Here is a 25,204-nt window from a genome sequence, read left to right as displayed (position 1 = left end):
AGCACCGTGACCGCGACACGCGTGCACGCCGACGGCGCCGCAGCCCCCTGGACGGCCACCGAGTTCACCGGGCGGCTGCGGGCCGTCACCGCGGCCCGCTACCACGACCGGCACCCCTTCAACCTCCGTATGCACAAAGGCGAGTTGACGCCCGCCGAGCTGCGTCGCTGGATCGCCAACCGCTTCCACTACCAACGCCACATCCCGGTCAAGGACGCCCTGATCCTCGCCAAGCTGGAACGGCCCGCACTGCGCCGCGCCTGGCTGCGCCGCATCCGCGACCACGACGGCGCGGCCGAGGGCGAGGGCGGCATCGAGCGCTGGCTGCGGCTCGGCGAGGCGGCCGGCCTCGGCCGGGACGAACTCTGGGACGCCTCCCGGGTGCTGCCCGGGGTACGGCTCGCCGTCGAGGGATACGTCAACTTCTGCCGGCTGAGTCCGGTCCTGGACGCCGTGGCCGCGTCGCTGACCGAACTGTCCGCACCGGATCTGATGCGCACCCGCATCGCCGCCTTCGAACGCCACTACCCGTGGATCGACCCCGAGGGCCTCGCCTACTTCCGCACCCGCATCGACCAGGGCGCCCGGGACGGCGACGAGGCCCTCGCCCTGGTCCTGGACCGGGCCCGCACCCGGGAGCGGCAGGAGCGGGCGGTGGCCGCGCTGGCCTTCAAGTGCGATGTGCTGTGGGCCCTGCTGGACGCCGTGGACGGCGGTGGCCCATGACCTGGCGCCCCGCCCTCGCCCGCTCCGTCCTGCTGCGCCACGACCGGGTGCGCGGCACCGACCTCCTGCTGCTGCCCGAGCGCGTGGTCGTGCTGCACGGCAGCGCGGGCGGCGTGCTGCGGCTGTGCGACGGCAGCAGGGGAGTGGACGACATCGTCGCCGAACTCGGAGCACGCTTCCCCGGCGCCCCGGTCGCCGCCGAAGTGCCCGGATTCCTCGAGACCTTGCGAAAGGAGGGCTGGCTGCGGTGACCGCCGATCCCCCGTGGGCCCTGCTCGCGGAGCTCACCCACCGCTGCCCGCTGCGTTGCGGGTACTGCTCCAACCCCGTCGAACTGGCCGGTCGGTCAGTAGAGTTGACCGCCGAACAGTGGGCCGGAGTGTTCCGGCAGGCCGCCGACCTGGGCGTCGTACAGACTCATCTGTCGGGCGGCGAACCACTGCTGAGACGCGATCTGCCGGACCTCGTCGCCGCCGCCGAGACCGCGGGCCTGCACACCCAGCTCGTCACCAGCGGCGTCGGCCTGGACCGGCTGCGGCTCGACGGGCTCGTCGCGGCCGGACTGCACAGCGTCCAGCTGTCGGTGCAGCACGCCGATCCGGCCGCCTCCGAACGCATCGCGGGCGCTCGCTCGTTCGCCGCGAAGGAGCGGGCCGCCCGGCTGATCCGCGCCACCGGTCTGCCGTTCGGCCTGAACGTCGTCCTGCACCGCGGCAACATCGACGCGCTGGACGACCTGATCGCGCTCGGCGTGGCCTGGGGCGCCGACCGGATCGAGCTCGCCCACACCCAGTTCCACGGCTGGGCCCTGCGCAACCGCGCCGCCCTGCTGCCCACCCGCGAGCAGGTGGACCGCGCCCGCGCCCGGCTCGCCCACTGGCGCGAACGCCCCGGCAGCACACCGGAGTTGGTCTGGGTCGCCCCCGACCACATCGACGGCACCGCGAAGCCCTGCATGGGCGGCTGGGGCGCGATCTCGCTCACCGTCGCCCCGGACGGCACGGTCCTGCCGTGCCCGGCGGCGGCCGCCCTGCCCGGACTCGACCCACCCAACGTCAAGGACCGCCGACTCGACTGGATCTGGCGGGAGTCGCATGCGTTCAACGCCTACCGCGGCGAGAGCTGGATGCGTGAACCGTGCCGCGGCTGCGCCCTGCGCTCCACCGACCACGGCGGCTGCCGCTGCCAGGCGTACGCACTCACCGCAGACGCCACCCGCACCGACCCGGCCTGCCGGCTCTCACCCGACCACTCCCTCGTCCGGGACCTGGTCGACACTCCCCGTCCCCTGCCCGGCGATCCGGCCTTCGTCCCCGCCTACCGCGAAGGAGCACCATGAGACGTCTGCACGCGCTGCTCACGGCCGCTGTGCTCGCCGCCGGGACCCTGACCGCGGCACCCGCGGCCGCCGGAAAGACACGACCCGTGTCCGCCGCCGAGCCCCCACGCGCCGTCACGGACTGGTCGGTCGCCCTGGTCGACTCCACCACGGCCCGCTTCTCGCCGAGCACGATCGGCGGCTGGTCGTACCCCGTCGGCCTCTACCTCTACGGCCAGTACCTCGTCCACCGCCGCACCCACGACCCGGACCAACTGGCGTACATCAAGAGCTACGTCGACCGGTTCGTCGCCGCCGACGGCTCCATCGACCGCGGCTTCGACAACCTCGACAGCATGCAGACCGGGCGGCTGCTGACGATCCTGCACCACGAGACCGGCGACGACCGCTACCGCATCGCGGCGAAGCGGATCCGCGACCGCCTCGACACCTACCCGCGCACCGAGGACGGCGGCCTCTGGCACGCCGACACCGCGAGCCGGGCCCACCAACTGTGGGCCGACGGCGTCTACATGGTCGCCCCGTTCCTGGTGGAGTACGGCAAGGAGTTCCACGACTCCGCCTACGCCAACGACGAGGCCGCCGAGCAGCTCCAGGTCTACGGCGGCCATCTCCAGGTCCCGGGCGGCCTGCTGCGCCACGCCTACGACGAGTCGCGCACCACCACCTGGTCCGACCCGGTCACCGGCCTCGCCCCCGAGCACTGGTGCCGTGCCGTCGGCTGGTACTCGATGGCGATCGTGAACGTCCTGGACGCCCTCCCCGCCACCCATCCGCGCCGCCCGGCCCTGCTGAGCATCCTGCGGAAGCTGGCCGCGGGCCTGGAGCGGTACCAGGACCCGGCCACCGGACGCTGGTTCCAGGTCATCGACAAGGGCGACCGCGCCGACAACTGGACCGAGACCTCCTGCTCCAGCATGTTCACCTACGCCCTCTCCCGAGGCGCCCGGCAGGGCCACCTCGACCCGCACTACGCGAAGGTCGCCGAACGCGGCTACCGGGGCGTCCTGCGGAAGATCTCGCTCGGCCCGGACGGCCGCACCGACCTCACCGACATCTCCGTCGGCACCAACGTCGGCGACTACGCGTACTACGCCGCCCGCACCCGGGCGACCAACGACCTCCACGGCCTGGGCGCCTTCCTGATCATGAACGAGCAGCTGCGCGCCGGGCCCCGCACCCCCACCACCGAGAGGGAGCAGTCATGAGAACCAGCCGCAGAACCCTGCTCGGCGCGGCCCTGGGCGGCGCGGCCGTCGCCGCCGTCGGCCTGCCCGCCACCCCCGCCACAGCCGCCTCCTGGCAGCTGAAGTGGTCCCCGTCCGCGCGCTCCGACGGCCTACGCGCCTTCGAGACCATCGAGGACGACCGAGCCGACTCGCATCCGGCGGGCGCGCCCCACATCCGTCCGGACGGCGACAACTGGCGCTTCACCATGCACAAGGCCGACCGGGACACCTCGACCGACCGCCAGCGTCACGAGGTCACCGGTCTGCGCACCTCCTCCGGCTTTCTGAAGTGGCTGCCGGGCCAGACCTGGCGGATCACCTACTCGATGTACATACCGAGCTCGCTGAAGGCCACGACCACCTTCACGCACATCATGCAGATGAAGCAGCCCGGCGCCGGCTCCTCGCCGATCGTCGTGCAGTCGCTGCGGCGGGTGAACGGTGCTCAGACCATCGAGCTCCAACTCCCCATCTCCGGGACCCTCATCGGCCGCACCTCCCTGGACCCGCTGCACGACACCTGGACCGACGTCGACTTCCAGATCAAGGTCGGCGACGGCTCGTCCGGCTCGGTCCGCTGGATCCTCAAGAGCGGCGGCAGCACGCTGATCGACAAGTCACGCAGCGGCGTCGACACCTTCCTGGCCGACCGGGTGCGCCCCAAGTGGGGCATCTACCGCAGCCTCGGCGACGCCTCCGGCTCCCTCCAGGACTGCCACCTGCTGCTCACGAACCTTCGCGGCTACCAACTCCTCTGAACCCGCGCACTCCCGACCTCCCCCTCACCCCCCACCACCGGAGGTGGCCCCCGTGCACGTCATCGCCGCCAGACACCGACACCGCACCGGCGTACTCCTCGCCGCCCTGTGCGGCCTGCTGCTGTCCCTCCTCAGCGCCTCCCCACCCTCCAGAGCCGCCGTCGCGGTCACCGACCACCAGGCCGAGGCCGCGACCATCTCCCAGGGCACGGTGGCGGCCAACCACACCGGCTACACGGGCTCCGGCTTCGTCGACTACACCAATGTCACCGGCTCGTACGTCGAGTTCACGGTGAGCGCGGACACGGCCGGCCGCGCCTCGCTCGCCTTCCGCTACGCCAACGGCACCACCACCGACCGGCCCATGGACATCGCGGTGGGCGGACAGGTCGTCGCGTCGAAGGTGCCCTTCCCGCCCACCGCGAACTGGGACACCTGGGCGGTCAAGTCGATCACCGCCGACCTGCCCGCGGGCACTCACAAGATCCGCGCGACGGCGACCACCTCCGGCGGCGGCCCCAACCTCGACAAGCTGACCGCGGGTCCGGCGGCGGACACCCAGGCCCCGACCCGCCCCGGCACACCGAACTGCTCGGCGATCACCGAGAACACCCTGACCCTCACCTGGGGCGCCTCGACGGACGACGTGGGGGTGGTGGCGTACGACGTCTACGAGCACGGCAACAAGATCGGTGAGGCCACGGGCGGCACGACCACCCAGAACCTCACCGGGCTTACCCCCAACACCACCTACGACCTCACCGTCATCGCCCGGGACGCGGCCGGCAACGCCTCCCCGGCCAGCCCCGCCGTGGACTGCAGGACCGCCGCCGGCTCCGACACCACCCCGCCGACCAAGCCCGGCACACTGGCGTACGCCGACGTCACCGCGAACAGCGCCACGCTGAACTGGGGCGCCGCGACGGACGACAAGGCGGTCACGGCGTACGACATCCGCAGCGGCGCCACCGTCTACAAGACCGTCACCGGCACCCCGCCCGCCACCTCGGCCACGCTCACCGGGCTCGCCTGCGACAGCCCCTACAGCCTGAACGTCGTGGCGCGCGACGCCTCGGGGAACGTCTCCCCGCAGAGCAACACCGTCACCTTCACCACCCGGGCCTGCGCGACGGACGGCGGCGTCCCCTCGTCCATCGGCACGCTGTCGTCCGGCTGGAGCATCCCCTGGGGCACCTACTGGATGCCCGACGGCAACAGCGCCCTGGTCACCGAACGGGACAGCTTCAAGGTGTTCAAGCTGACCAAGGACGGCACCAGGACCCAGGTCGGCAGTGTCCCGAACGCGGTCACCACGGACGGCGAGGGCGGATTGCTCGGCGTGGCCGTCGACCCCGGCTGGGCCACCAACCACCGCGTGTACTTCATGCACACCGCCGCCGAGGGCAACCGCATCGCGCGGATGACCTACGACGGCAGCTCACTGAGCGGCTACACGGTCCTGCTGCAGGGCATCAAGAAGAACCGCTACCACAATGGCGGGCGGCTCGCCTTCGGCCCGGACGGGCTGCTGTACGCCTCCACCGGAGACGCCCAGACCTCCTCGCTCGCCCAGGACAAGAACTCCCTCAACGGCAAGATCCTGCGCCTGACGACGGACGGCCGACCGGCCCCCGGCAACCCCTTCGGCACCTACGTCTACTCCCTCGGCCACCGCAACCCGCAGGGCCTCGCCTTCGACCGGAGCGGCCGTCTGTGGGAGGCGGAGTTCGGCAACAGCGCCTACGACGAGCTCAACCTGATCAAGCCGGGCGCCAACTACGGCTGGCCGACCTGCGAAGGCACCTGCTCGGTCTCCGGCATGACCAACCCGAAGAAGACGTGGCCCGTCTCCGAGGCGTCCCCGAGCGGCATCGCCATCGTCCGCAACGTCATCTACATGGCGGCCCTGCGCGGCGAACGGCTGTGGCGCATCCCCATCAACGGCGACACCGAGAACGTCGGCTCGGCGACCGCGTACTACGTCGGTACCTACGGCAGGCTGCGCACGGTCACCAAGGTGCCGGGCGCCGACCAGCTGTGGCTGTCCACCACCAACAGCGACAACAACGGAGGCGAGCCGGACGGAGCGGACAAGGTCTTCCGCGTGAACATCAGCTGACCCGGCACGGACTCACGCCTGGTACAGCGCCTCCACCTCGCCCGAGTACGCGTTCTCGATCGCCTTGCGCTTCAGCTTCAGCGACGGCGTGAGCAGTCCGTGCTCCTCGGTGAAGGGCTGGGCGAGGATCCGGAAGGTGCGGATCGACTCGGCCTGCGAGACCAGGGTGTTGGCGGCGACGACCGCGCGCCGCACCTCGGTCTCCAGGTCGGGGTCGCGCACCAGCTGGGCCGGGGTCATCTGCGGCTTGTCGCGCATCATCAGCCAGTGCTCCACGGCCTCCTGGTCGAGCGTGACCAGGGCCGCGATGTACGGGCGGTCGTTGCCGACGACGATGCACTGCGAGACCAGCGGATGGTCCCGGACCCGTTCCTCCAGCACGCCCGGCGAGACGCTCTTGCCACCGGAGGTGACCAGGATCTCCTTCTTGCGGCCGGTGATGGTGAGAAAGCCGTCCTCGTCGAGGGAGCCCAGGTCACCGGTGGCCAGCCAGCCGTCGTGCAGTGACTCGTCGGTGGCCTTCGGGTTGTTGAGGTAGCCCTGGAAGATGTTGTCACCGTGCAGCCAGATCTCGCCGTCGTCCGCGATGTGCACGGTCATGCCGGGGATGGGGCGGCCGACGGTGCCGTAGCGGGTGCGCTCGGGCGGGTTCGCGGTCGCGGCCGCCGTCGACTCGGTGAGGCCGTAGCCCTCGTAGATGTGCACACCGGCGCCCGCGAAGAACAGCCCGAGCCGCCGGTCCATCGCCGAACCGCCGGACATCGCGTGCCGGATGCGGCCGCCCATCGCCGCCCGCATCTTGGAGTAGACGAGCTTGTCGAAGAGCTGGTGCTGCATGCGCAGCCCCGCCGACGGGCCGGGCCCGATGCCCCACGCCTTGGCCTCCACGGCGTCCGCGTACTTCACGGCGACCTCGACGGCCTTCTCGAAGGGGCCGGATTTGCCCTCTTTCTCGGCCTTGCGGCGGGCGGCGTTGAAGACCTTCTCGAAGATGTACGGCACGGCGAGGAAGAACGTCGGCTTGAAGGCGGCGAGGTCCGGCAGCAGGGCCGCCGCGTTCATCTGCGGCTGGTGGCCGAAGCGGACCCTGCCGCGGATCGCGGCCACCTGCACCATCCGCCCGAAGACATGCGCGAGCGGCAGGAACAGCAGGGTCGCCGCCTCGTCGCCCTTCTTGGAGTGGAACACCGGCTCCCAGCGCTCGATGACGGTGTCCGCCTCGTACATGAAGTTGCCGTGCGAGATGACACAGCCCTTGGGGCGGCCGGTCGTACCCGAGGTGTAGATGATCGTGGCGATCGAGTCCGGTGTGACCGCCTGCCGGTGGCGGTGGACCACCTCGTCGTCGAGATGGGCGCCCGCGTCGTACAGCTCCTGCACGGCGCCCGAGTCCAGCTGCAACAGCTGGTGCAGCCGCGGCAGCCGGCCGATGACGGTCGCGATCGTCATCGCGTGGTCCTCGTGCTCCACGATCGCCGCCGAGCACTCGGCGTCGTACAGCATCCAGAAGCACTGCTCGGCCGAGGAGGTGGGGTAGATCGGCACCACCTGCGCGCCGATGGTCCACAGCGCGAAGTCGAAGAGCGTCCACTCGTAGCGGGTGCGCGACATGATCGCGACCCGGTCGCCGAAGCGGATGCCCCGGGCGAGCAGGCCCTTGGCGAGGGCCAGGACCTCGTCCCGGAACTCGGCGGCGGTGACGTCACGCCACTGGTCGCCCTCGTCCTTGCGGCCCAGCACGACGTACGACGGATCCTCCTGGGCATGCTGGAAGACGACATCGGCCAGGCCGCCCACCGGCGGTGCCAACGCCAACGGAGGGTTGGTGAACTCGCGCAAACCCCGCTCCCCGCTCCGAACACTTCGGCTGACGCTCCGCACAGCGCCGTGAAAGCTACCCCACCCGCCTTTCGGACGGGAGGGGGCCGAAAATCGACCAGTGCTCAGGTATCCACTGGTCAGCGGTGGAAAATGCGCTCACATGGGGAAGGGTCGGACAGAAAACTGACGGTTGAGTAAGTTTCGGGGCCGTAATCTCCACCAAATCTGTACGACCCGATTGCCGGGTACGGGCCCTGTCGATCTTGTTTTCCCCGCGCTGCCGCAGTCGTCTCCTCTGTCAGCGTGCGCGAGGCCGAACCTGTCACTCCGGTTTCCTTTCGGCGCCGGTGCCCCGCCCCGCTAACGGCGGTGCAGCCGATCCCCGCCCGCCAGAATCGCCCCCGCCAGAGCGTCCGCCGCCCCCTGGGCCGCCGGGTGCCGCCGGCCGTGCACCAGCACGAAGTCGACGCGCCCGAGCGCGGGCAGCCCGAACCGGTCCGGCACGCGCACGAGGCCCGGCGGAATCAGTCCCCGCGAGTGCGCCATCACCCCGAGCCCGGCCCGCGCCGCCGCGATCAGCCCGTTGAGGCTGCCGCTGGTGCACACGATCCGCCAGTCACGCCCCTGCCGTTCCAGCGCCTCCAGTGCGAGCGCCCGGGTGATGCCCGGCGGTGGATAGACGATCAACGGCACGGGGCGGTCCGCCTCCAGCCGGAGCCGCTCCGCGCCGATCCACACCAGCCGGTCGTGCCAGACCGGTTCGCCGTGTGGATCCTCGGGACGCCGCTTGGCCAGCACCAGGTCGAGCTTTCCGGCGGCCAGCTGCTCGTGCAGGGTGCCCGAGAGCTCGACCGTCAGCTCCAGGTCGACCTCGGGATGCTCGTACCGGAAGCCCTCCAGGATCTCCGGCAGCCGGGTCAGGACGAAGTCCTCGGACGCGCCGAATCGCAGCCGGCCGCGCAGCCGGGTGCCGGTGAAGAACGACGTCGCCTGCTCGTGCACCTCCAGGATCCGGCGGGCGAAGCCCAGCATCGCCTCGCCGTCCTCGGTCAGCTCCACGGAGTGGGTGTCCCGGGTGAACAGCGGCCGCCCGGTGACGTCCTCCAGCCGCCGTACATGCTGGCTGACGGTCGACTGGCGCAGGCCGAGGCGCCGGGCGGCCTGTGTGAAGCTCAGGGTCTGGGCCACCGCGAGGAACGTACGCAGATGTGAGGGGTCGTACACGCCACCAGGTTACCCACTGCTATCGCGGAACGTGATGACAGTCAGAGTGGTATGCGGGATTCCCGATCGCTGACCCTCAGAGGACGATGGAGAGGGCACGTCCGTGCCCGGAGCCGGAAGTTCAGCGAAGCGACAGCGAAGTAGTGGAGCACAGTGAAACGCCTGCAATGGCCGCGTTGGATGCCGATCGACCCGTACATCCTGCTGCTGCTCGGAACCGTGGGGCTCGCGGCCCTCTTCCCGGCGCGCGGGGCGGCCTCCGACGTGGCGTCCGGTGCCTCCACGGCCGCGATCGCCTTCCTGTTCTTCCTCTACGGCGCCCGGCTGTCCACCCGTGAGGCGCTGGACGGCGTCAAGCACTGGCGGCTTCACGTCACCGTCCTCGCCTGCACCTTCGTCGCCTTCCCGCTGCTCGGCCTGGCCGCCCGGGGCTTCGTCCCGGTGATCCTGAGCCACCCCCTCTACCAGGGTCTGCTCTTCCTCACCCTCGTCCCGTCGACCATCCAGTCGTCGATCGCCTTCACCTCGATGGCCCGCGGCAACGTGCCCGCCGCGATCTGCGCGGGCTCCTTCTCCTCCCTCGTCGGCATCGTCGCCACCCCGCTCCTCGCGGCGGCCGTGCTCGGCGGCAGCGCGGGTGGCTTCTCCGCCGACTCGGTGGTCGGGATCGTGCTGCAGCTGCTGGTGCCGTTCGTCGCCGGGCAGTTGCTGCGCTGCTGCGGAGTCAGGAGGGGCCGCGCGAAGCGCGTCGAGCAGGGTGGTGGCGGGCGACGGGTGGGCGGCTTCGTCGCCCGGCACAAGAGTGTCCTCGGGCTCGTCGATCGGGGCTCGATCCTGCTGGTCGTCTACACCGCGTTCAGCGAGGGCATGGTCCAGGGCATCTGGCACCAGGTGAGCCCGATCCGGCTCGGCGGCCTGCTCGCCGTCGAGGCGGTGCTGCTGGCCGTGATGCTCGCCCTGACCTGGTACGGCGCCAAGGCGCTGCGCTTCGGCCGGGAGGACCGCATCGTGATCCAGTTCGCCGGCTCGAAGAAGTCGCTCGCCGCCGGGCTGCCCATGGCGAGCGTCCTGTTCGGCGCGCACGCCTCACTGGCCGTGCTCCCGCTCATGCTCTTCCACCAGATGCAGTTGATGGTGTGCGCGGTCATCGCCAAGCGGCGCGCCCATGACGCCCAGGAGACGATCACCGTGTCGGCGCAGCCCGCAGCGTCACGAACCGTGGTCGGTACAGGGACACGTTCCGGCTGAGCTGCGCCGCCGCTCCGCCGGTGTCCAGCCAGTTGACGTCGTAGCTCAGCACCAGATGTCCGTCGCCGCTCAGCTCGGGGTGCACCTGCGGGTTGTAGGCGGCGACCTGCCCGCCCGGCGGCAGCGACGGGGTGAAGTCCTTCGTCGGCCCGCGCCACGGCCCGGCGGGGGAGCAGGCCCAGTACGACGTGACGGTCGTCAGCCCCTCGGCGCCGGGGGCCATCGTGAACAGCACGTACGTCCCCCGCACCCGCGCCACCGAGAACGCGCTGCCCACTCCGGTGCGCTGCCCGTCCCCCAGCACGGCCCGCGGCCGCGCACCCGCCTTCCCCCACGCGGAGCCGTTCCAGTACCGCCAGGCTCCCGGTTCGGCGAGCCGGCCGTCCGGCACACGGGCGACGTAGGCGTGCGAGACGGGTCGGGACGCGGCCTGACCGTCGTCACCCCCGAAGACGTACGTCCAGCCGCCCTCCTCGACGAGCGTCGTCCCGAACAGGACCCGCCGTGAGGCATCCGGCACCCGTTGCTGGTCGAGGACCTTGGTGACCGACTCGACCCGCAGATCGGGCAGCGAGAGCGTGGCCACCTCGGTGGCGGTCGGCACACCGTAGATCCAGGGGGACTGCCCGGCCGTGCGCACCCACAGCAGTACCCGCAGCACCTGTTTCGACGATCCGGGGGAGCGGGGCTCGACGCGGGCCGCGACCGGCCAGCGCCACTGGTTGGGGGCGGGATCGGGGAACAGCGGGGCGGGAAGCGTGCGCTCCAGGCGTCCCTCGCGCATGACGACCGCCGAATTGCGCACCAGCGGAGCGGTCGCCTCCCGCCAGGTGAACGACTCGCCGAACGGGTTGGGCGGGGCGTGCACCTGCCCGAGATAGGTGTCGGAGAACAGCCACAGCACCCGCCCGTCCGGCAGCCGCACCGAGTGCGTCCCGTCGCCCCCGGTCCAGTCGTCGGTGCGGGAGGGGTCGTCGCCGTAGCGGGCGAACTCGGCGGTCAGATCCTCGTCGGCCGACCAGGACGCGACCGAGTGCGCCACGCACGCGTCACCGCCCTCCCGTTCGCCGTCGTCCGGGAGGGCGGTGAGCAGTACTGCGGCGAGAACCAGGACCAGCAGGAGTCCGAGGCCGGTTCCCGTGCGCTGCCGTGCTCGTGTGTCGTCGGGCACGCCCGGGACGTTAGTGGCCTCAGCCCACGTGGTCCATGGGCAGCCACAGCACGGTGTCGCGGGTGTTCACCTTCTTGCGGGTGTTCGACTGTGCCGCCGAGGCGCTGAGCTCCTCCTCGCCGAGTGCCCGGTTCCACACCCGGACGTCGTCGATCGTGCCGGTGAGGAAGGCCCGGCTGTCCATGCGCTGGCCGACGTGCACACCGAACGGCGAGTTGCGGCTGACCGAACCGGGCACGTCCGTGGTGCTGATCGCCCGGCCGTCGAGGAAGAGCGTCAGCCGGCCGCCGCCGCGCCGCAGCGCCAGATGGTGCCACTCGCCGTCATTGGCGGCACCACCGGCCCACACGGACGAGGTGTGCACGGTCCCGAACCCCTCGCGCGTGGTGATCAGGGCGCGCACCCGGTTGTTGTCGGGCTCCCCGCGCAGCCAGATCTGGGGCTGGGTGCTGCCGATCCCGCCCATCCACAGGAACGGCTGCTCGCCGGACATGGCGGAGTAGCGGAAGAACAGCGACACCGTGAACTCACCCGTCCCGAGCGGGAGGCTGCTCCGGTACGGCAGCCGTACGGCGTCGTCCTTGCCGTCGAACTCCAGGGCCCTGCCCAGCACGCCGTCCGTCGTCCCGGCGCCGCCCAGGACGGTCGCGCGCGGTGCTCCGATGGCCAGGTCGGCGGTGGTCGGGTCCGGGCCGCGCCGGGCCCCGAGCCAGTCCTCGTTGAACCGCGCGAACCGGATCTCGTCCCGCGCGTCGACGGCGCCGCCCTCGTACATCAGACCCACCGTGGACGTATCGACGTCCACCATGTCGGAGTATCCCGACCAGTCCGTGGTGACGACCTTGCCGCGGTCCACGCTGTCCCAGGTGTCGCCGCCGTCGTAGGAGCTGCGGATCATCATGGTCCGGCGACGGTCCGGGTCGCCCGGGGCCGACAGCAGTATGCGGTTGCCCAACCGCAGTGTGGCGCCCTGGACTTGGGGCGTGTAGAGGTCCGGCATGTCGTGGAACGGCCCGGTGAAGCTGTCGCCGCCGTCGCTGCTGTAGGTCTGGCTGCGGTGCCCGAGGTCGGTACCGTCCTGTTCCCGGCCGCTGATGAGGATCTTGCCGTCCGTGCGCTCGGTGAGGGTCACTTCGGACGGCTTCTGCCGGAAGGTGCCGTCGGCCGCGGAGATGGGCCAGGAGTCGGTGGCGCCGATCCTCCAGTTGTCGCCGCCGTCGTCGCTGACGATGAGGGCCGCGTGGTTGGCGGTGACCCGACTGCCGTCCCAGGTCTCGGTGTTGACGCCGAAGACCAGCCGCCCGGCGTGCTTGCCCTTGGTGAGCTGGATGCCGTGCACGGGGCCGGTGGCGTACCAGGAGTTCCAGTTCGCGGGCAGTATCCGGTCGCTCAGATCGCGAGGCTCGGACCAGGTCTGCCCGTCGTCGTCGCTGTATTGCAGATGGGGAATGCGATTACAGGGAACCGAGCAACTGCCGCTGTCGGTACGCCCCGTGTTGTACGTCTCGGCCAGCAGGATGCGGCCGGTCTCACGGTCCACGATCGGTGCCGGGTTGCCGTGCGTGTCGCCGTTGCCCTCGTTGACGACCTGGAGCGGTCCCCAGGTGCGCCCGCCGTCGGTCGACCGCTTGAGCACGATGTCGATGTCGGCGGCGTCGCCGCAGTTGAGCACCCGGCCCTCGGCGAAGGCGAGCAGCGTGCCGTCCTTGGTCTTCACGATCGCGGGGATGCGGAAGCAGGCGTACCCGGGATCCTGGGACGCCTTGAACAGGATCTGTTGCTCGAACGACGGGACGGTCGTGGCCGGTTGGGACTCAGCGGGACCTAACGTCGCGGGGGGGGGGGCAGGGGGGGGGGGACAAAAGACGCGAGGGGGGGGGGCGGGACCCTTGAAGCCACCGCCCCCACGGCGCGTTCACGGGGCCACGGCCGCACGCCGGCCGGACCGAAGGCTTAAGGAGGCCCCATGAGCGCTGCCGACGAGTCACGCATCGAACTCGCGGACGCCGTGCAGACCATCCGTGACGAACTGCTGACCGCGGCCCGGCGTTCGGCGGGGCAGGACCTCGTCTTCGAACTCGGCGACATCCAGATGGAGTTCACCGTCGAGATACGCAAGGAGGTCAAGGCCGGCGCGAAGCTGAGAGCCTTGGTCGTCGATGCGGGCGCGGACACCGCACGGGCCGACAGCCGTACTCACAAGGTCTCGTTCACGCTGCAGGCCAAGGACGCCCGCACCGGCGCTCCGCTCAAGGTCGGCAACGACACGGAGGGAAGCGTCGGCGCATTCGGGCGCGGCACCCCTTCGTCGCGGTGATGCTGCGCTCGGCCGTCGAGCGGTCCGTGGTGGTGCTGGCCGGATCGCAGGGCAGCGGGGTCATGCTGTCGCCCCGCCTCGTGCTGACCAGCGCCCACGTACTGCGGAACAGGGAGTGGATCCGCACGGTCCATCCCGAGAGCGAACAGCCCCTGCCCAGCCGGGCGGTGTGGCAGGACGAGGAGAGCGACGTGGCTCTCCTGCTCACCGGCGAGGAGCTGGTCGATCCGGAGCAGTGGGCGCTGGCCAGGCTGCGCTGGGGAGTCGTCGGGTCGCCCGATCCGCTGCCCGGCTGCCAGGTCGTCGGGTTCCCCGCCGTCCAGCGCTACGGCCCGGACGACCAGTTGGAGTACGACCAGCTCACGGGCACCGTCCTGCCGATGGCGGGGCGGATCAGATCGATGCTGGTGTGCGAGTTCGACCGGGCTCCGGTCACCGCCCCGAGGCCGGGCGAGTCACCGTTCGCCGGACTGTCCGGCGCCCCGCTGTTCGCCGGTTCCGTACTGATCGGGGTGGTCACCCAGGTGCCGGACGGGCGGGACCACCGACGGGTCGAAGCGGTCCCGGTGCAGCGCATCCTGGACGCGCCGGGATTCCCGCACCATGTGATGGGCGCCGAGCCGGGTCATGTCCCGCCGGTGCTGGAGACCGTCGTGCCCGGCCATCACCTCCAGGACGAGCGGTTCGAGCAGCACTACGCCCGGGCCCTGAAGTCCCGGTACCGCAAGATCGAGATATTCGGCATCGACGAGCTGGGCACGACCGAGACCAACTGGGACCTCGACACCGCCTACTTGAGTCTGGAGGCCATAGCGGTCTCGGCCGCGCGGGAGAACGTGCCGGCCTCCCGGGCCGTCTCCGCGCCGCGCCGGATCAACGATCTGCTCGCCGACCGGCCGCGGGCGATGCTGCGCGGTGAGGCCGGCGCGGGCAAGACGACGCTGGTGTGGTGGCTCGCCTCGCACGCCGCCTGCGGCGCCCTGGATCACGAACTCGCCGAGCTGAACGACCTCGTGCCCTTCGTCATCCCGATGCGCAGCCTGCTGGCCCGGGCCATGGCCTTCCCGAAGCCGCACGAGCTGGCGACCGTGGCCGAGCTCCAGATCGACGAGGCACCGGACGGCTGGGCGCGCCGCGTCCTGGAAGCCGGACGGGCTGTGCTGCTGGTCGACGGCATGGACGAAGTACCGGCCGCCGACCGGGAGGAGGCGCGGCGCCGGCTCGCCGACCTGCTGGCGATGTACCCGCACAACCGCTGCCTGGTCACCGTACGGCCGCTGGCCGTCGCCGCCGACTGGCTCAGCTCCGAGAACTTCGAGGAGCTACGGCTGCTGCCCATGCGGGACGAGGACATCCTGGCCTTCTCGAAGGCCTGGCACGCCGCCGCCCGCCTGGAGTGCGCGGGCTTCCGGGACCCTCACCGGGCCGCCGCCGAGGACAAGAACCTCCGAGCCCTGGAGCAGGGCCTGGAGCAGGAGTTGGGCCGCAATCCCACCCTGCTCCATCTGTCCCGCACCCCGCTGCTGGCCGCGGTGGTCTGTGCGTTGCACCGGCGCCGCAGGGGCTTTCTGCCGGAGACCCGCTGGTCGTTGTACAACGCGGCGCTCACCATGCTGCTGGGCAGCCGGGACACACTGCGCCGGGTCGGAGCGCCGGAGGGCATCGCTCTCGGGGTCGAGGAGCACCAGCAGCTACTCCAGCGGATCGCGGCGTGGCTGGCCCGCGGCGGGTACGCCGAGTTCAACCACAAGCAGGCGGAGCATCAGATCGACCTGGCCATGCGGGGCATGCCCCAGGTGCGGCAGCAGGGCTCCGCCGAGGCCGTACTGACGCATCTGCTCAACCGCAGCGGTCTGCTCCAGGAACGCAACGAGACGGTCATCCAGTTCATCCACCGCACCTTCCAGGACTATCTGGCGGCGAAGGAGCTCCAGGAGAGCGACGGCATGGGCGAGCTGCTGAGCCATGCGGCCGACGAGGAGTGGCAGGACATCATCCTGCTGGCCGTGGGCCACTGCCACCGCGGCGAGGTCCGCCGTCTCATCGGAGGGCTGATCAAGAAGGGCGACGAGACGGCGGACGCCCGGACCCGCGCCGACATCCACCTCCTTGCGGCCCGGTGCGCGCTCAGCGCCGTGGTGCTGAACGAAGAGGTGCGGGAGCGGATCGCCGACCGCATCCGCGCGCTGATCCCGCCGCGCGACGCCACCAGTACGGCCAAGCTGACCTCCCTCGGCCCCTATGTGCTTCCGCTGGTTCCGCGGGCCGAGAGCCTGAGCGGCGAGGAGGCCCAGTCGGTCGTGCACATGATCCGCGACATCGGCGGTCCCGCGTCCCTGCCGCTGCTGCGACGGTTCGCCGCGCACCCCTCGCACGAGGTCCGCAGGGTGCTGATCGCCACATGGCCCCGCTACCCGGCGGACGAGTACGCCCATGAGGTCCTCGCGCACATGCCGCTGGAGGACGACGAAGTCGTCGTCATCAGCCCCGCCATGGCCTCCGCGCTGCGGCACTGCGGCCCCGTCGGACGGGTCTTCCTCAACATGCCGATCACCGGCGCGGACCTGGCGAAGACCCTGCCGGAGCAGGGCATCCGCAGGCTCGACGTGCGCGAGAATCCGCTGCTGAACGATCTGTCGTTCGTCCGCAAGCTGTCCGGTCTGACGTCCCTGTCGCTCAGCGGATGCCCGAGGGCGCGGAAACTGTCCGCGCTCGAAGGACTGCCGCTCAGCTCGCTCCGTCTGGAGCTCTACGAGATGCAGAAGGCGGACCTGGCCCCGCTGCAACGGCTGGAACAGCTCACCAGCCTGTCGCTGGTCGGAACGCTGCTCGACAGCGAGATCCCGCTGCCCGCGGGCCACCCGTCGGTCGAGAGCCTCACGGTGGCCAGCCAGACCACCATGATGATCAATGACCTGTCGCAGTGGCCGGCGCTCAGGAGCCTCGTCGTGCGCGGCGACTGCCACGCCTACGCCCTGCTGCTGGCGGCCTCGCGCGCTCCCGCTCTCACCGGCCTCGACTTCTCCATCAGCTCGCTGAGACTGCCGCGTCAGGTCGTTCCCCCGGCCCTCAACAAGGACGAGGAGGTCAGGCCGCGCAGACCACGCGAGCTCGAACCCCTGCCGGCGATCCGCCGGCTGACGGTCAGGGGCGTGAACCGGGGCGGGTCCACCAGGGACCTGGCGCGGGTGTTCCCGTCCCTCACCCGGCTCAGCATCAAATGCGACGAGGACGCGCCCCTGGACCTTTCCGCGCTGAGCGGGCACGCCGGGCTGGTGATCGAGGTCAACGGGCGGGTACTGACGCCGCGCCGCGGGCCCTGACACCGGGCTGCGGGCAGGCACCACCCGAGTGCCGGACATGCCAAAGGGGCCGGTGCTCGAAAGCACCGGCCCCTTTTCAGCTGGTGAGGCTGGGGAGGCTTACGCCTCCTTGCTCAGGTTCGGCCCGCTACCACCGGCCGCCTGCTCGATCGGCGGGACGTCCGGCAGCGCCGACTTCTCTTCACCGCGGAAGGTGAAGGTCTTGGCCTCGCCCTCGCCCTCGGTGTCCACGACCACGATGTGACCGGGACGCAGCTCGCCGAAGAGGATCTTCTCCGACAGCGAGTCCTCGATCTCGCGCTGGATCGTGCGGCGCAGCGGCCGCGCGCCCAGCACCGGGTCGTAACCCTTCTTGGACAGCAGCTCCTTGGCGGACTGGGAGAGCTCGATGCCCATGTCCCGGTCCTTCAGGCGCTCGTCGACCTTGCCGATCATCAGGTCGACGATCGCGAGGATGTCGTCCTGGGTCAGCTGCGGGAAGACGACCACGTCGTCGACGCGGTTGAGGAACTCGGGCCGGAAGTGCTGCTTGAGCTCGTCCTGGACCTTGTTCTTCATGCGCTCGTAGTTGGACTTCGTGTCACCCGAGGCCGCGAAGCCCAGGTTGAAGCCCTTGGAGATGTCCCGGGTGCCGAGGTTGGTCGTCATGATGATGACCGTGTTCTTGAAGTCCACGACCCGGCCCTGGGAGTCGGTCAGGCGACCGTCCTCCAGGATCTGCAGCAGCGAGTTGAAGATGTCCGGGTGGGCCTTCTCGACCTCGTCGAAGAGGACGACGGAGAACGGCTTGCGGCGGACCTTCTCGGTCAGCTGGCCGCCCTCTTCGTAGCCCACGTAGCCGGGGGGCGAACCGAAGAGACGCGACACCGTGTGCTTCTCGCTGAACTCCGACATGTCGAGGGAGATCAGCGCGTCCTCGTCGCCGAAGAGGAACTCGGCGAGCGCCTTGGACAGCTCGGTCTTACCGACACCGGACGGGCCGGCGAAGATGAACGAGCCACCGGGACGCTTCGGGTCCTTCAGACCGGCGCGCGTACGGCGGATCGCCTTCGACAGCGCCTTGACGGCGTCCTTCTGACCGATGACCCGCTTGTGGAGCTCGTCCTCCATGCGCAGCAGACGCGAGGACTCCTCCTCGGTCAGCTTGAAGACCGGGATGCCGGTGGCGGTGGCGAGGACCTCGGCGATCAGCTCGCCGTCGACCTCGGCGACGACGTCCATGTCGCCGGCCTTCCACTCCTTCTCCCGCTTGGCCTTCGCGGCGAGCAGCTGCTTCTCCTTGTCGCGGAGCGAAGCTGCCTTCTCGAAGTCCTGGGAGTCGATGGCCGACTCCTTGTCGCGGCGCACGCCCGCGATCTTCTCGTCGAACTCGCGCAGGTCCGGCGGCGCGGTCATCCGGCGGATACGCATCCGGGAACCGGCCTCGTCGATCAGGTCGATCGCCTTGTCCGGCAGGAAGCGGTCCGAGATGTACCGGTCGGCCAGGGTGGCGGCCTGGACCAGCGCCTCGTCGGTGATGGAGACGCGGTGGTGCGCCTCGTACCGGTCACGCAGACCCTTGAGGATCTCGATCGTGTGCGGCAGGGACGGCTCGGCGACCTGGATGGGCTGGAAGCGGCGCTCGAGGGCCGCGTCCTTCTCCAGGTGCTTGCGGTACTCGTCCAGCGTCGTCGCACCGATGGTCTGCAGCTCACCGCGGGCCAGCATCGGCTTCAGGATCGAAGCGGCGTCGATGGCGCCCTCGGCGGCACCCGCACCGACCAGCGTGTGCAGCTCGTCGATGAACAGGATGATGTCGCCGCGGGTGCGGATCTCCTTGAGCACCTTCTTCAGGCGCTCCTCGAAGTCACCGCGGTAGCGGGAGCCGGCGACCAGCGCGCCGAGGTCCAGGGTGTAGAGGTGCTTGTCCTTGAGGGTCTCGGGCACCTCGCCCTTGACGATGGCCTGGGCGAGACCCTCGACGACGGCGGTCTTGCCGACGCCGGGCTCACCGATCAGGACCGGGTTGTTCTTGGTACGGCGGGACAGCACCTGCATGACCCGCTCGATCTCCTTCTCGCGCCCGATGACCGGGTCGAGCTTGGACTCACGAGCGGCCTGGGTGAGGTTCCGGCCGAACTGGTCGAGGACCAGGGACGTCGAGGGGGTGCCCTCGGCAGGCCCGCCGGCGGTGGCGGTCTCCTTGCCCTGGTAACCGGAGAGCAGCTGGATCACCTGCTGCCGCACCCGGTTCAGATCTGCGCCCAGCTTGACCAGGACCTGGGCGGCGACGCCCTCGCCCTCACGGATCAGGCCGAGCAGGATGTGCTCCGTGCCGATGTAGTTGTGGCCCAGCTGAAGGGCCTCGCGGAGCGACAGCTCCAGGACCTTCTTGGCACGGGGGGTGAAGGGGATGTGCCCGGACGGGGCCTGCTGCCCCTGCCCGATGATCTCCTCCACCTGCTGGCGGACCGCCTCGAGCGAAATCCCGAGGCTCTCAAGGGCCTTGGCGGCGACACCCTCACCCTCATGGATCAGGCCCAGGAGGATGTGCTCGGTGCCGATGTAGTTGTGGTTGAGCATCCGGGCTTCTTCCTGAGCCAGGACGACAACCCGCCGCGCGCGGTCGGTGAACCTCTCGAACATCGTTAATCGCTCCTCAGAGCGGTCAGGCAGTGGGGGGAACTTCCCCTCCCTGTCCTTCCGCAGCTTAGTCCCGCAAGCGGGGACCGCTCATTCCAACTGCCGACACCGTCGATGGCCTCCTGACCCCGAACGCCGACATCTGCTCCAACCCGATGGTGCGAGACGATGTTCCCGCAGGCCAGGTGGTTACCCTCACCATCAGTACGCCGATGGCGAACGTAAGACTCACTGTCCTGCGTGTCGCCCCCTCCCACTAGGGATGTCTTACCCGCTGGGACAGACACTCCATGCCGCGCCCCCCGGTTCCCTCCGCTACGGGCGAACAACCTTGCGCCACCCCACACCCCCCGCACGCCCCCTTTTCAGCACTCTGTGCATCCGCTAGTACACCCAGCGTAACCTGCATGCTCTTTTGGCGGTTGCACTTGGCATGGTCGGCATCCGCCCCTTGATCACCCCCTCGATCACCCCGGACCTCGCCGCGATCCCCCTCCCCCGTCGGCCGCTCGATCCGAGCGTTCAGCTCCGCCGGTGGTACGAGAACGAACTGGGCTGGCCGGTGGTGCCCGCGCCGCCCGGAACCCCGCCGAGTCTTCGCGTGGGCACGCACTTCGACGTCCTGGACGTCCCGGCCGAGGCGGGCCGCGGGGCCCTGCGCCATCTGAGGCCGGACTCCCCCGTCGCCGTCCAGGGCAACCGGATGCTGCTGCTCATGGCCGCGGGCAGCGCCGAGGAGGTGCCGGGGGTGCTGCTCTGGCTGGAGTGGGGCACGCTGCCCCTGGACCTGCGGGCCCTCGGCGAGGGAGGCCTCATGGAGGCGCCGCTGCCGCCGGAGCGCGGGGCTGTCATGGCCGTACGGCCTCTGGAGGCGATCGGGGCGGCGGCGGTTGCCGCCGGGGCCGCTGTGCCGTGGCCCGTCGACTCAAGGGCGAGGGGGGTCCTACGGCGTTCCGGGCTGCCGGGGCTCGGTGGGATGCGCTCGCTTCCCCTGAGCCGCTCCGGCGCAGTGCAGGGGGCCGCCGTGTGGCTGCGGCCCCCCGAGCCCGGGGGCGAGGTCGAGGCCTCGCTGCCGACGCTGTCGGCCCTCGGGGGCGGTGGGGGCGCCCCCGATCTCGTGCGGGTGCTGGACACGGTGGCAACGCAGAGCCACCGCCTGTGGCTGAGGCGCGGAGGCGCCCAGCCGTCGGCCTGCCCGTAGAGCAGGCGCCGACCCTTGCTCAGCCGTTGGCCTTCTCGTAAGCCTCACGAATGGACGCCGGAACGCGGCCGCGGTCATTCACCTCGTAGCCGTTCTCCTTGGCCCACGCGCGAATCTGCGCGGTGTCCTGGCTGCCACCGGAAGCGGCGCGCGCCTTTCCGCGACCACCCGAAGCGCGGCCTCCGGTACGACGACCGCCCTTCACGTAAGGCTCGAGAAGGCCACGGAGCTTGTCCGCATTGGTAGTCGTGAGATCGATCTCGTACGTCTTGCCGTCCAGCGCGAACGTCACGGTCTCGTCCGCCTCGCCGCCGTCGAGGTCGTCGACAAGAAGGACCTGAACCTTCTGTGCCACCGGATTTCCTTTCATCGAAACTTGAGGGCTGGGGGTCTGCGGCGTCCGCCGTTTCGCCGTCCCCTGTTATATGCAGTACTGCAGTACGTCGGAAAGCAAACCGCTTTTGCTGGAAAAACACAAACCCCCGGGAGAGACCCACAGGCAGACCGCAGTCCGGAAACATGCGCGTTTCGGACATAGGGCACCTGGGCACACCCTGTCGGGCCGAATACGGGTTGTGGAAGCTTGGTGGATGCTGGGCGATCACAGATGCAGAAGCATGCGGCTGTTGCCCAAGGTGTTCGGTTTCACTCGTTCGAGACCGAGGAACTCCGCCACGCCCTCGTCATAGGAACGCAGCAGCTCCGCGTAGACATCGGTGTCGACCGGCGTCTCGCCGATCTCGACGAAGCCGTGCTTGCCGAAGAAGTCCTCTTCGAAGGTCAGACAGAAAACTCGTCGAACACCGAGCCAACGCGCGGTGTGCAGCAACTTCTCCAGCAACTGGTGACCGACGCCGGCGCCCTTCAGGCCCGGCTTCACGGCGAGAGTGCGTACTTCCGCCAGGTCTTCCCACATCACGTGCAGGGCTCCGCAGCCGACGACCTCGCCGTTGTCGTCCCGTTCCGCCACCCAGAACTCCTGGATGTCCTCGTAAAGCGTCACTGTGGCTTTGTCGAGCAGGATGCGTCGGCGGACGTACTCGTCAAGGAGGCGGCGCACCGCCGGGACATCGCTGGTACGGGCCCGCCGGACGGTGATGGCTTTTGCGGTGACTTCTGGGCTCTCCGCCGAGGGGGTCTCGGCCGAGTGGCTCTCTGCTGACATGAGCGGACGCTATCGCCCGTCGGGCCCCTGTGCGGACCCGGGGTTCTCGGGGGCGGTATCCGTGCCGCCGGTATCGGGGGCCACCGTATTGACGCTGTCGCTATCGGTGCTGGTATCGCTGCTGCGGGTATCGGTGACCGTATCCGCGCCGGGGGTATCCGCGGTGCCCGTATCGGCGCCGCGGGTATCGGTGCCGCCGGTATCGGTGCTCGTAACGCGGGGTGTATCGGGCTGTTCCGTGGGTTCGGGGGTTTCCGGGCCTTGGACGATGCGTACGGCGTCCCGCAGCGCCTGGCGCTGTTCGTCGCTCATCATGCCGAAGAAGGCGACGAGCGCGGCGGCGGGGTTGTCGCTCTGCGACCAGGCGTCGTTCATCAGAGCGGCGGCGTAGGCGGCTCGGGTGGAGACCGCCTCATATCGATAGGCGCGGCCTTCCGACTCGCGGCGTACCCAGCCCTTCTGATGGAGATTGTCCAAAACGGTCATCACCGTGGTGTACGCGATGGACCGTTCCTGCTGGAGATCTTCCAGGACTTCTCGAACGGTCGCCGGGCGGTTCCACTTCCACACCCGCGTCATGACCGCGTCTTCGAGTTCTCCCAATGGGCGAGGCACAGTTCAGCACAATAGTGGGAGAACTGGGAGTTGGCGTCTCGGACGTGCGCTTTATCTGGCAAATGGGAACAAAAAGGGCGTACGACTCGGAAAGCGACTGGGCTTGGAGTCGTACGCCGTTGAGTGTGGCGGCGGTGGGGCGGTCAGGCGTCCTGGTTCTTGGAGGGCCGGCGGGGGCCCTCCACGCGCGCGAGGGCGGCGTCCACGGCCGCGTCCTCCTTGGCCTTGTTGGCTCCGCCTTGAGTCTTCACGATCACCCTGATCACGCCGATGAAGAAAACGGCCATGACGGCCGGCGGGAGGAGTGCGGAGACGTAGTCCATGCGTCCAGGGTAGCCAGGGGGGTGGGGCGGGGTGGACGTCGGGTGGACCTCGGGGCGTGTCAGCCTGCGGCGAGCTGCTGGGGTGGGCTCGGGGGCGGCTGGGTGGGTGGTTTGCGGCGGGGGAAGACCTCGCCGGGGGTGGGGATGGGGCGCGTCGGCTTCGGGGCGGCGGGGGTGGGCGCGGGGCCGGGGGCGGGTTTCGGGGTGGCCGGCTTTTCGGCGGGCTTCTTCCGGGACGGCCTGGCGGGTTCCTGGCCGGCTGCTTGGGCGGGGAGGTCGACCGGGGTGCCGGGTGTGGCGTCGGGGCGGCCTCCGGGGAGGGCCTGGAGGTGGGTACGGGACGCGGGGATGGTGGGCTGGGCGGCGTGGAGGCGGCGGCAGCGGTTGAGGAGGGTGGCCGCGGCGGGGTTGCCGTGCAGGGCCCGGAGGGCGGCGAGGTCCTCGGGGGTCGGGTCGTAGCCGGCGCCGAGGGCCTCGTCGAGGAGGGTGAGGTAGCCGGCTGCGGTGCCGGGGAGGGCGGCGCGGTAGCGGGCGAGGTCGGCCACCAGGAAGGCACGCATCCGGGCGCCCTCGCGCATCGCCTCGTCTAGCGATTCGGCTAGGCGAAGACAGTCCTGGACGTCCTCGGCCGGGGCGGGGCTGGGGTCGACGGCAAGGGCGAGGGCGCGGCGGAGCACACGCAGCTCCTCCGCGCCGAACGCCATGCCACCGCGGGATCCGTATGGCGTGGGCATGCGCCGACGATACGCGCTAATCAGACAAACGCGGCATATGGGGGCGGGTGTGGCGTGGGGTGACACTCGGGTGGTGGGGGCTGGGGGCGATGCCTGCGGCGCCTGTGCGGTTTCGGTGGGGGTGCGTGTAGCGCCTGCGGTGTGGTGGGTGGGTCGGGGCCGTGCCGGGGGGTGTCCGTCCTCGGTCGGGCGGTTGCTGTCGGGCAGGGAGGTGGGCGTTCGTTGACGCCCGCCGCTGCGGGCGGACACCCCCCGGCACGGCCCCCATGCCCCTTGCCGCCGTACGCGGGTGCCGGCCCGGTGGGCGCCGACCCACACCATCCAAGCCCGTCCGGCGTTTGAGGACGAGGCCCCCTCAGGGCCGACGCGGGGGTCTGGGGGCCGCAGGTCCCCCAGGTTGGCCCGCGTCGGCGACGGGTGTGGGTCGAGGCGGCGGCATCGGGAGCCGCGGTGCAACCGACGGAGTCACATGCGGGAGACGTTGCGTTCGTAGACCAGGCGGAGGCCGACCAGGGTCAGCCACGGCTCGTGTTCGTCGATGACCGAGGATTCGCCCAGGACCATGGGGGCCAGACCGCCCGTCGCGATGACCGTGACGTCGTCGGGGTCGTCCGCCAGTTCGCGGGCCATGCGGTTGACGACGCCGTCGACCTGGCCCGCGAAGCCGTAGATGATGCCGGACTGCATGGCCTCGACGGTGTTCTTGCCGATGACGCTGCGGGGGCGGGCCACCTCGATCTTGCGGAGCTGGGCGCCCCGGACGCCGAGGGCCTCGACCGAGATCTCGATGCCGGGGGCGATGACACCGCCGATGTACTCGCCGCGCGCGCTCACCGCGTCGAACGTCGTCGCCGTACCGAAGTCGACGACGATCGCGGGGCCGCCGTAGAGCTCGACCGCCGCCACGGCGTTGATGATGCGGTCGGCGCCGACCTCCTTGGGGTTGTCCGTGAGGATCGGGACGCCCGTCTTCACGCCCGGTTCGACGAGGACCGCGGGGACGTCGCCGTAGTAGCGGCGGGTCACCTCACGGAGTTCGTGAAGGACGGAGGGGACGGTGGCGCAGATGGCGATTCCGTCGATGCCGTCGCCCAGTTCGTCGCCGAGGAGCGGGTGCATGCCCATCAGGCCCTGGAGGAGGACCGCCAGTTCGTCGGCCGTGCGGCGGGCGTCCGTCGAGATGCGCCAGTGCTCGACGATGTCCTCGCCGTCGAACAGGCCGAGGACGGTGTGCGTGTTGCCTACGTCGATCGTGAGGAGCATGCCGGT

20 protein-coding genes and 1 pseudogene are annotated in these 25,204 nt (G+C 70.3%); 10 read left to right on the top strand and 11 right to left on the bottom strand.

The genetic code is table 11. From position 1 onward, the window contains the following. Nucleotides 1–6: 6 nt before the first annotated feature. Genes pqqC through ACFQ6S_RS12535 form a run of 6 tightly spaced genes read left to right on the top strand, consistent with a single transcriptional unit; the run spans nt 7 to nt 6,171 of the window. Nucleotides 7–726: a pyrroloquinoline-quinone synthase PqqC gene (gene pqqC, locus ACFQ6S_RS12560; protein WP_383407079.1), complete on the top strand. Its 720-nt coding sequence runs from the start codon at nt 7–9 to the stop codon at nt 724–726. Further along, entirely contained in the window at nt 723–977 is a 255-nt protein-coding gene (pqqD, locus tag ACFQ6S_RS12555) for a pyrroloquinoline quinone biosynthesis peptide chaperone PqqD (RefSeq protein WP_383407076.1), read from the top strand. The genes pqqC and pqqD overlap by 4 nt, the downstream gene beginning before the upstream one ends. Beyond that, nucleotides 974–2,065, top strand: a complete 1,092-nt coding sequence (gene pqqE, locus ACFQ6S_RS12550) for a pyrroloquinoline quinone biosynthesis protein PqqE (protein ID WP_383407073.1) — start codon at nt 974–976, stop codon at nt 2,063–2,065. The genes pqqD and pqqE overlap by 4 nt, the downstream gene beginning before the upstream one ends. Continuing rightward, nucleotides 2,062–3,273, top strand: a complete 1,212-nt coding sequence (locus ACFQ6S_RS12545) for a glycoside hydrolase family 105 protein (RefSeq protein ID WP_383407070.1) — start codon at nt 2,062–2,064, stop codon at nt 3,271–3,273. Before pqqE ends, ACFQ6S_RS12545 begins: the two co-directional genes overlap by 4 nt. Beyond that, complete coding sequence (locus tag ACFQ6S_RS12540; RefSeq protein WP_383407068.1) at nt 3,270–4,052, top strand: Tat pathway signal sequence domain protein; 783 nt, start codon at nt 3,270–3,272, stop codon at nt 4,050–4,052. Before ACFQ6S_RS12545 ends, ACFQ6S_RS12540 begins: the two co-directional genes overlap by 4 nt. A 52-nt stretch (nt 4,053–4,104) precedes the next feature. Then, nucleotides 4,105–6,171, top strand: a complete 2,067-nt coding sequence (locus tag ACFQ6S_RS12535) for a PQQ-dependent sugar dehydrogenase (protein WP_383407065.1) — start codon at nt 4,105–4,107, stop codon at nt 6,169–6,171. Nucleotides 6,172–6,183: 12 nt separating this feature from the next. On the opposite strand, the gene ACFQ6S_RS12530 is transcribed toward ACFQ6S_RS12535, so the two are convergent. Together ACFQ6S_RS12530 and ACFQ6S_RS12525 are read right to left on the bottom strand one after the other, a co-directional pair. After that, nucleotides 6,184–8,010 carry an AMP-dependent synthetase/ligase gene (locus ACFQ6S_RS12530; protein ID WP_383407063.1) on the bottom strand — a complete coding sequence of 609 codons (1,827 nt, stop codon included), beginning with the start codon at nt 8,008–8,010 and terminating at the stop codon, nt 6,184–6,186. A 342-nt stretch (nt 8,011–8,352) separates the two neighbouring features. Next, complete coding sequence (locus ACFQ6S_RS12525) at nt 8,353–9,216, bottom strand: LysR substrate-binding domain-containing protein (protein ID WP_383407060.1); 864 nt, start codon at nt 9,214–9,216, stop codon at nt 8,353–8,355. 180 nt (nt 9,217–9,396) lie between these two features. Between ACFQ6S_RS12525 and ACFQ6S_RS12520 the strand changes: the two genes are divergently transcribed. Continuing rightward, nucleotides 9,397–10,464, top strand: a complete 1,068-nt coding sequence (locus tag ACFQ6S_RS12520; RefSeq protein ID WP_383409222.1) for a bile acid:sodium symporter family protein — start codon at nt 9,397–9,399, stop codon at nt 10,462–10,464. Here the strand turns inward: ACFQ6S_RS12520 and ACFQ6S_RS12515 are convergent. Further along, complete coding sequence (locus tag ACFQ6S_RS12515; RefSeq protein ID WP_383407057.1) at nt 10,400–11,635, bottom strand: DUF4185 domain-containing protein; 1,236 nt, start codon at nt 11,633–11,635, stop codon at nt 10,400–10,402. The two genes, ACFQ6S_RS12520 and ACFQ6S_RS12515, sit on opposite strands and share 65 nt — an antisense overlap. 19 nt (nt 11,636–11,654) lie before the next feature. Further along, nucleotides 11,655–13,457 (bottom strand): annotated as a pseudogene (locus tag ACFQ6S_RS12510) (exo-alpha-sialidase); the annotation flags it as partial. A 144-nt stretch (nt 13,458–13,601) separates the two neighbouring features. Between ACFQ6S_RS12510 and ACFQ6S_RS12505 the strand changes: the two are divergent. After that, the gene (locus ACFQ6S_RS12505) at nt 13,602–13,952 is read left to right on the top strand and encodes a trypco2 family protein (protein WP_383407054.1); all 351 of its coding nucleotides are present in this window, start codon (nt 13,602–13,604) and stop codon (nt 13,950–13,952) included. Further along, entirely contained in the window at nt 13,952–17,275 is a 3,324-nt protein-coding gene (locus ACFQ6S_RS12500) for an NACHT domain-containing protein (protein ID WP_383407051.1), read from the top strand. The genes ACFQ6S_RS12505 and ACFQ6S_RS12500 overlap by 1 nt, the downstream gene beginning before the upstream one ends. 99 nt (nt 17,276–17,374) lie before the next feature. Here ACFQ6S_RS12500 and ACFQ6S_RS12495 read toward each other — a convergent pair whose 3' ends face one another. Beyond that, complete coding sequence (locus ACFQ6S_RS12495; RefSeq protein ID WP_383407048.1) at nt 17,375–19,900, bottom strand: ATP-dependent Clp protease ATP-binding subunit; 2,526 nt, start codon at nt 19,898–19,900, stop codon at nt 17,375–17,377. Between the two features lie 430 nt (nt 19,901–20,330). Between ACFQ6S_RS12495 and ACFQ6S_RS12490 the strand changes: the two genes are divergently transcribed. After that, nucleotides 20,331–21,098, top strand: a complete 768-nt coding sequence (locus ACFQ6S_RS12490; RefSeq protein WP_383409219.1) for an SCO3374 family protein — start codon at nt 20,331–20,333, stop codon at nt 21,096–21,098. Nucleotides 21,099–21,117: 19 nt separating this feature from the next. Here the strand turns inward: ACFQ6S_RS12490 and ACFQ6S_RS12485 are convergent, their stop codons facing one another. The 6 genes from ACFQ6S_RS12485 to ACFQ6S_RS12460 all read right to left on the bottom strand — a co-directional run bounded on the left by ACFQ6S_RS12485 (nt 21,118) and on the right by ACFQ6S_RS12460 (nt 25,198). Continuing rightward, a complete protein-coding gene (locus ACFQ6S_RS12485) occupies nt 21,118–21,453 on the bottom strand; it encodes an Lsr2 family protein (RefSeq protein WP_015658762.1) in 336 nt (111 codons plus the stop codon). Nucleotides 21,454–21,699: 246 nt separating this feature from the next. Further along, the gene (locus tag ACFQ6S_RS12480) at nt 21,700–22,263 is read right to left on the bottom strand and encodes an amino-acid N-acetyltransferase (RefSeq protein ID WP_383407045.1); all 564 of its coding nucleotides are present in this window, start codon (nt 22,261–22,263) and stop codon (nt 21,700–21,702) included. Between the two features lie 9 nt (nt 22,264–22,272). Beyond that, complete coding sequence (locus ACFQ6S_RS12475) at nt 22,273–22,878, bottom strand: BlaI/MecI/CopY family transcriptional regulator (RefSeq protein WP_383407042.1); 606 nt, start codon at nt 22,876–22,878, stop codon at nt 22,273–22,275. A gap of 143 nt (nt 22,879–23,021) precedes the next feature. After that, nucleotides 23,022–23,201, bottom strand: a complete 180-nt coding sequence (locus tag ACFQ6S_RS12470) for a hypothetical protein (RefSeq protein WP_383407039.1) — start codon at nt 23,199–23,201, stop codon at nt 23,022–23,024. Between the two features lie 59 nt (nt 23,202–23,260). Continuing rightward, on the bottom strand, nt 23,261–23,905 hold the full coding sequence (locus ACFQ6S_RS12465) for a hypothetical protein (RefSeq protein ID WP_383409216.1): 645 nt from the start codon (nt 23,903–23,905) through the stop codon (nt 23,261–23,263). Nucleotides 23,906–24,400: 495 nt separating this feature from the next. Continuing rightward, a complete protein-coding gene (locus ACFQ6S_RS12460; protein ID WP_383407036.1) occupies nt 24,401–25,198 on the bottom strand; it encodes a type III pantothenate kinase in 798 nt (265 codons plus the stop codon). Nucleotides 25,199–25,204 lie beyond the last annotated feature (6 nt).

The sequence above is a fragment of the Streptomyces sp. NPDC056479 genome (assembly GCF_042795335.1).
Taxonomy (GTDB): domain Bacteria; phylum Actinomycetota; class Actinomycetes; order Streptomycetales; family Streptomycetaceae; genus Streptomyces.
The sequence above is the reverse complement of the archived record's forward strand: the minus strand, read 5'-3'. Positions and strand labels throughout refer to the sequence as shown.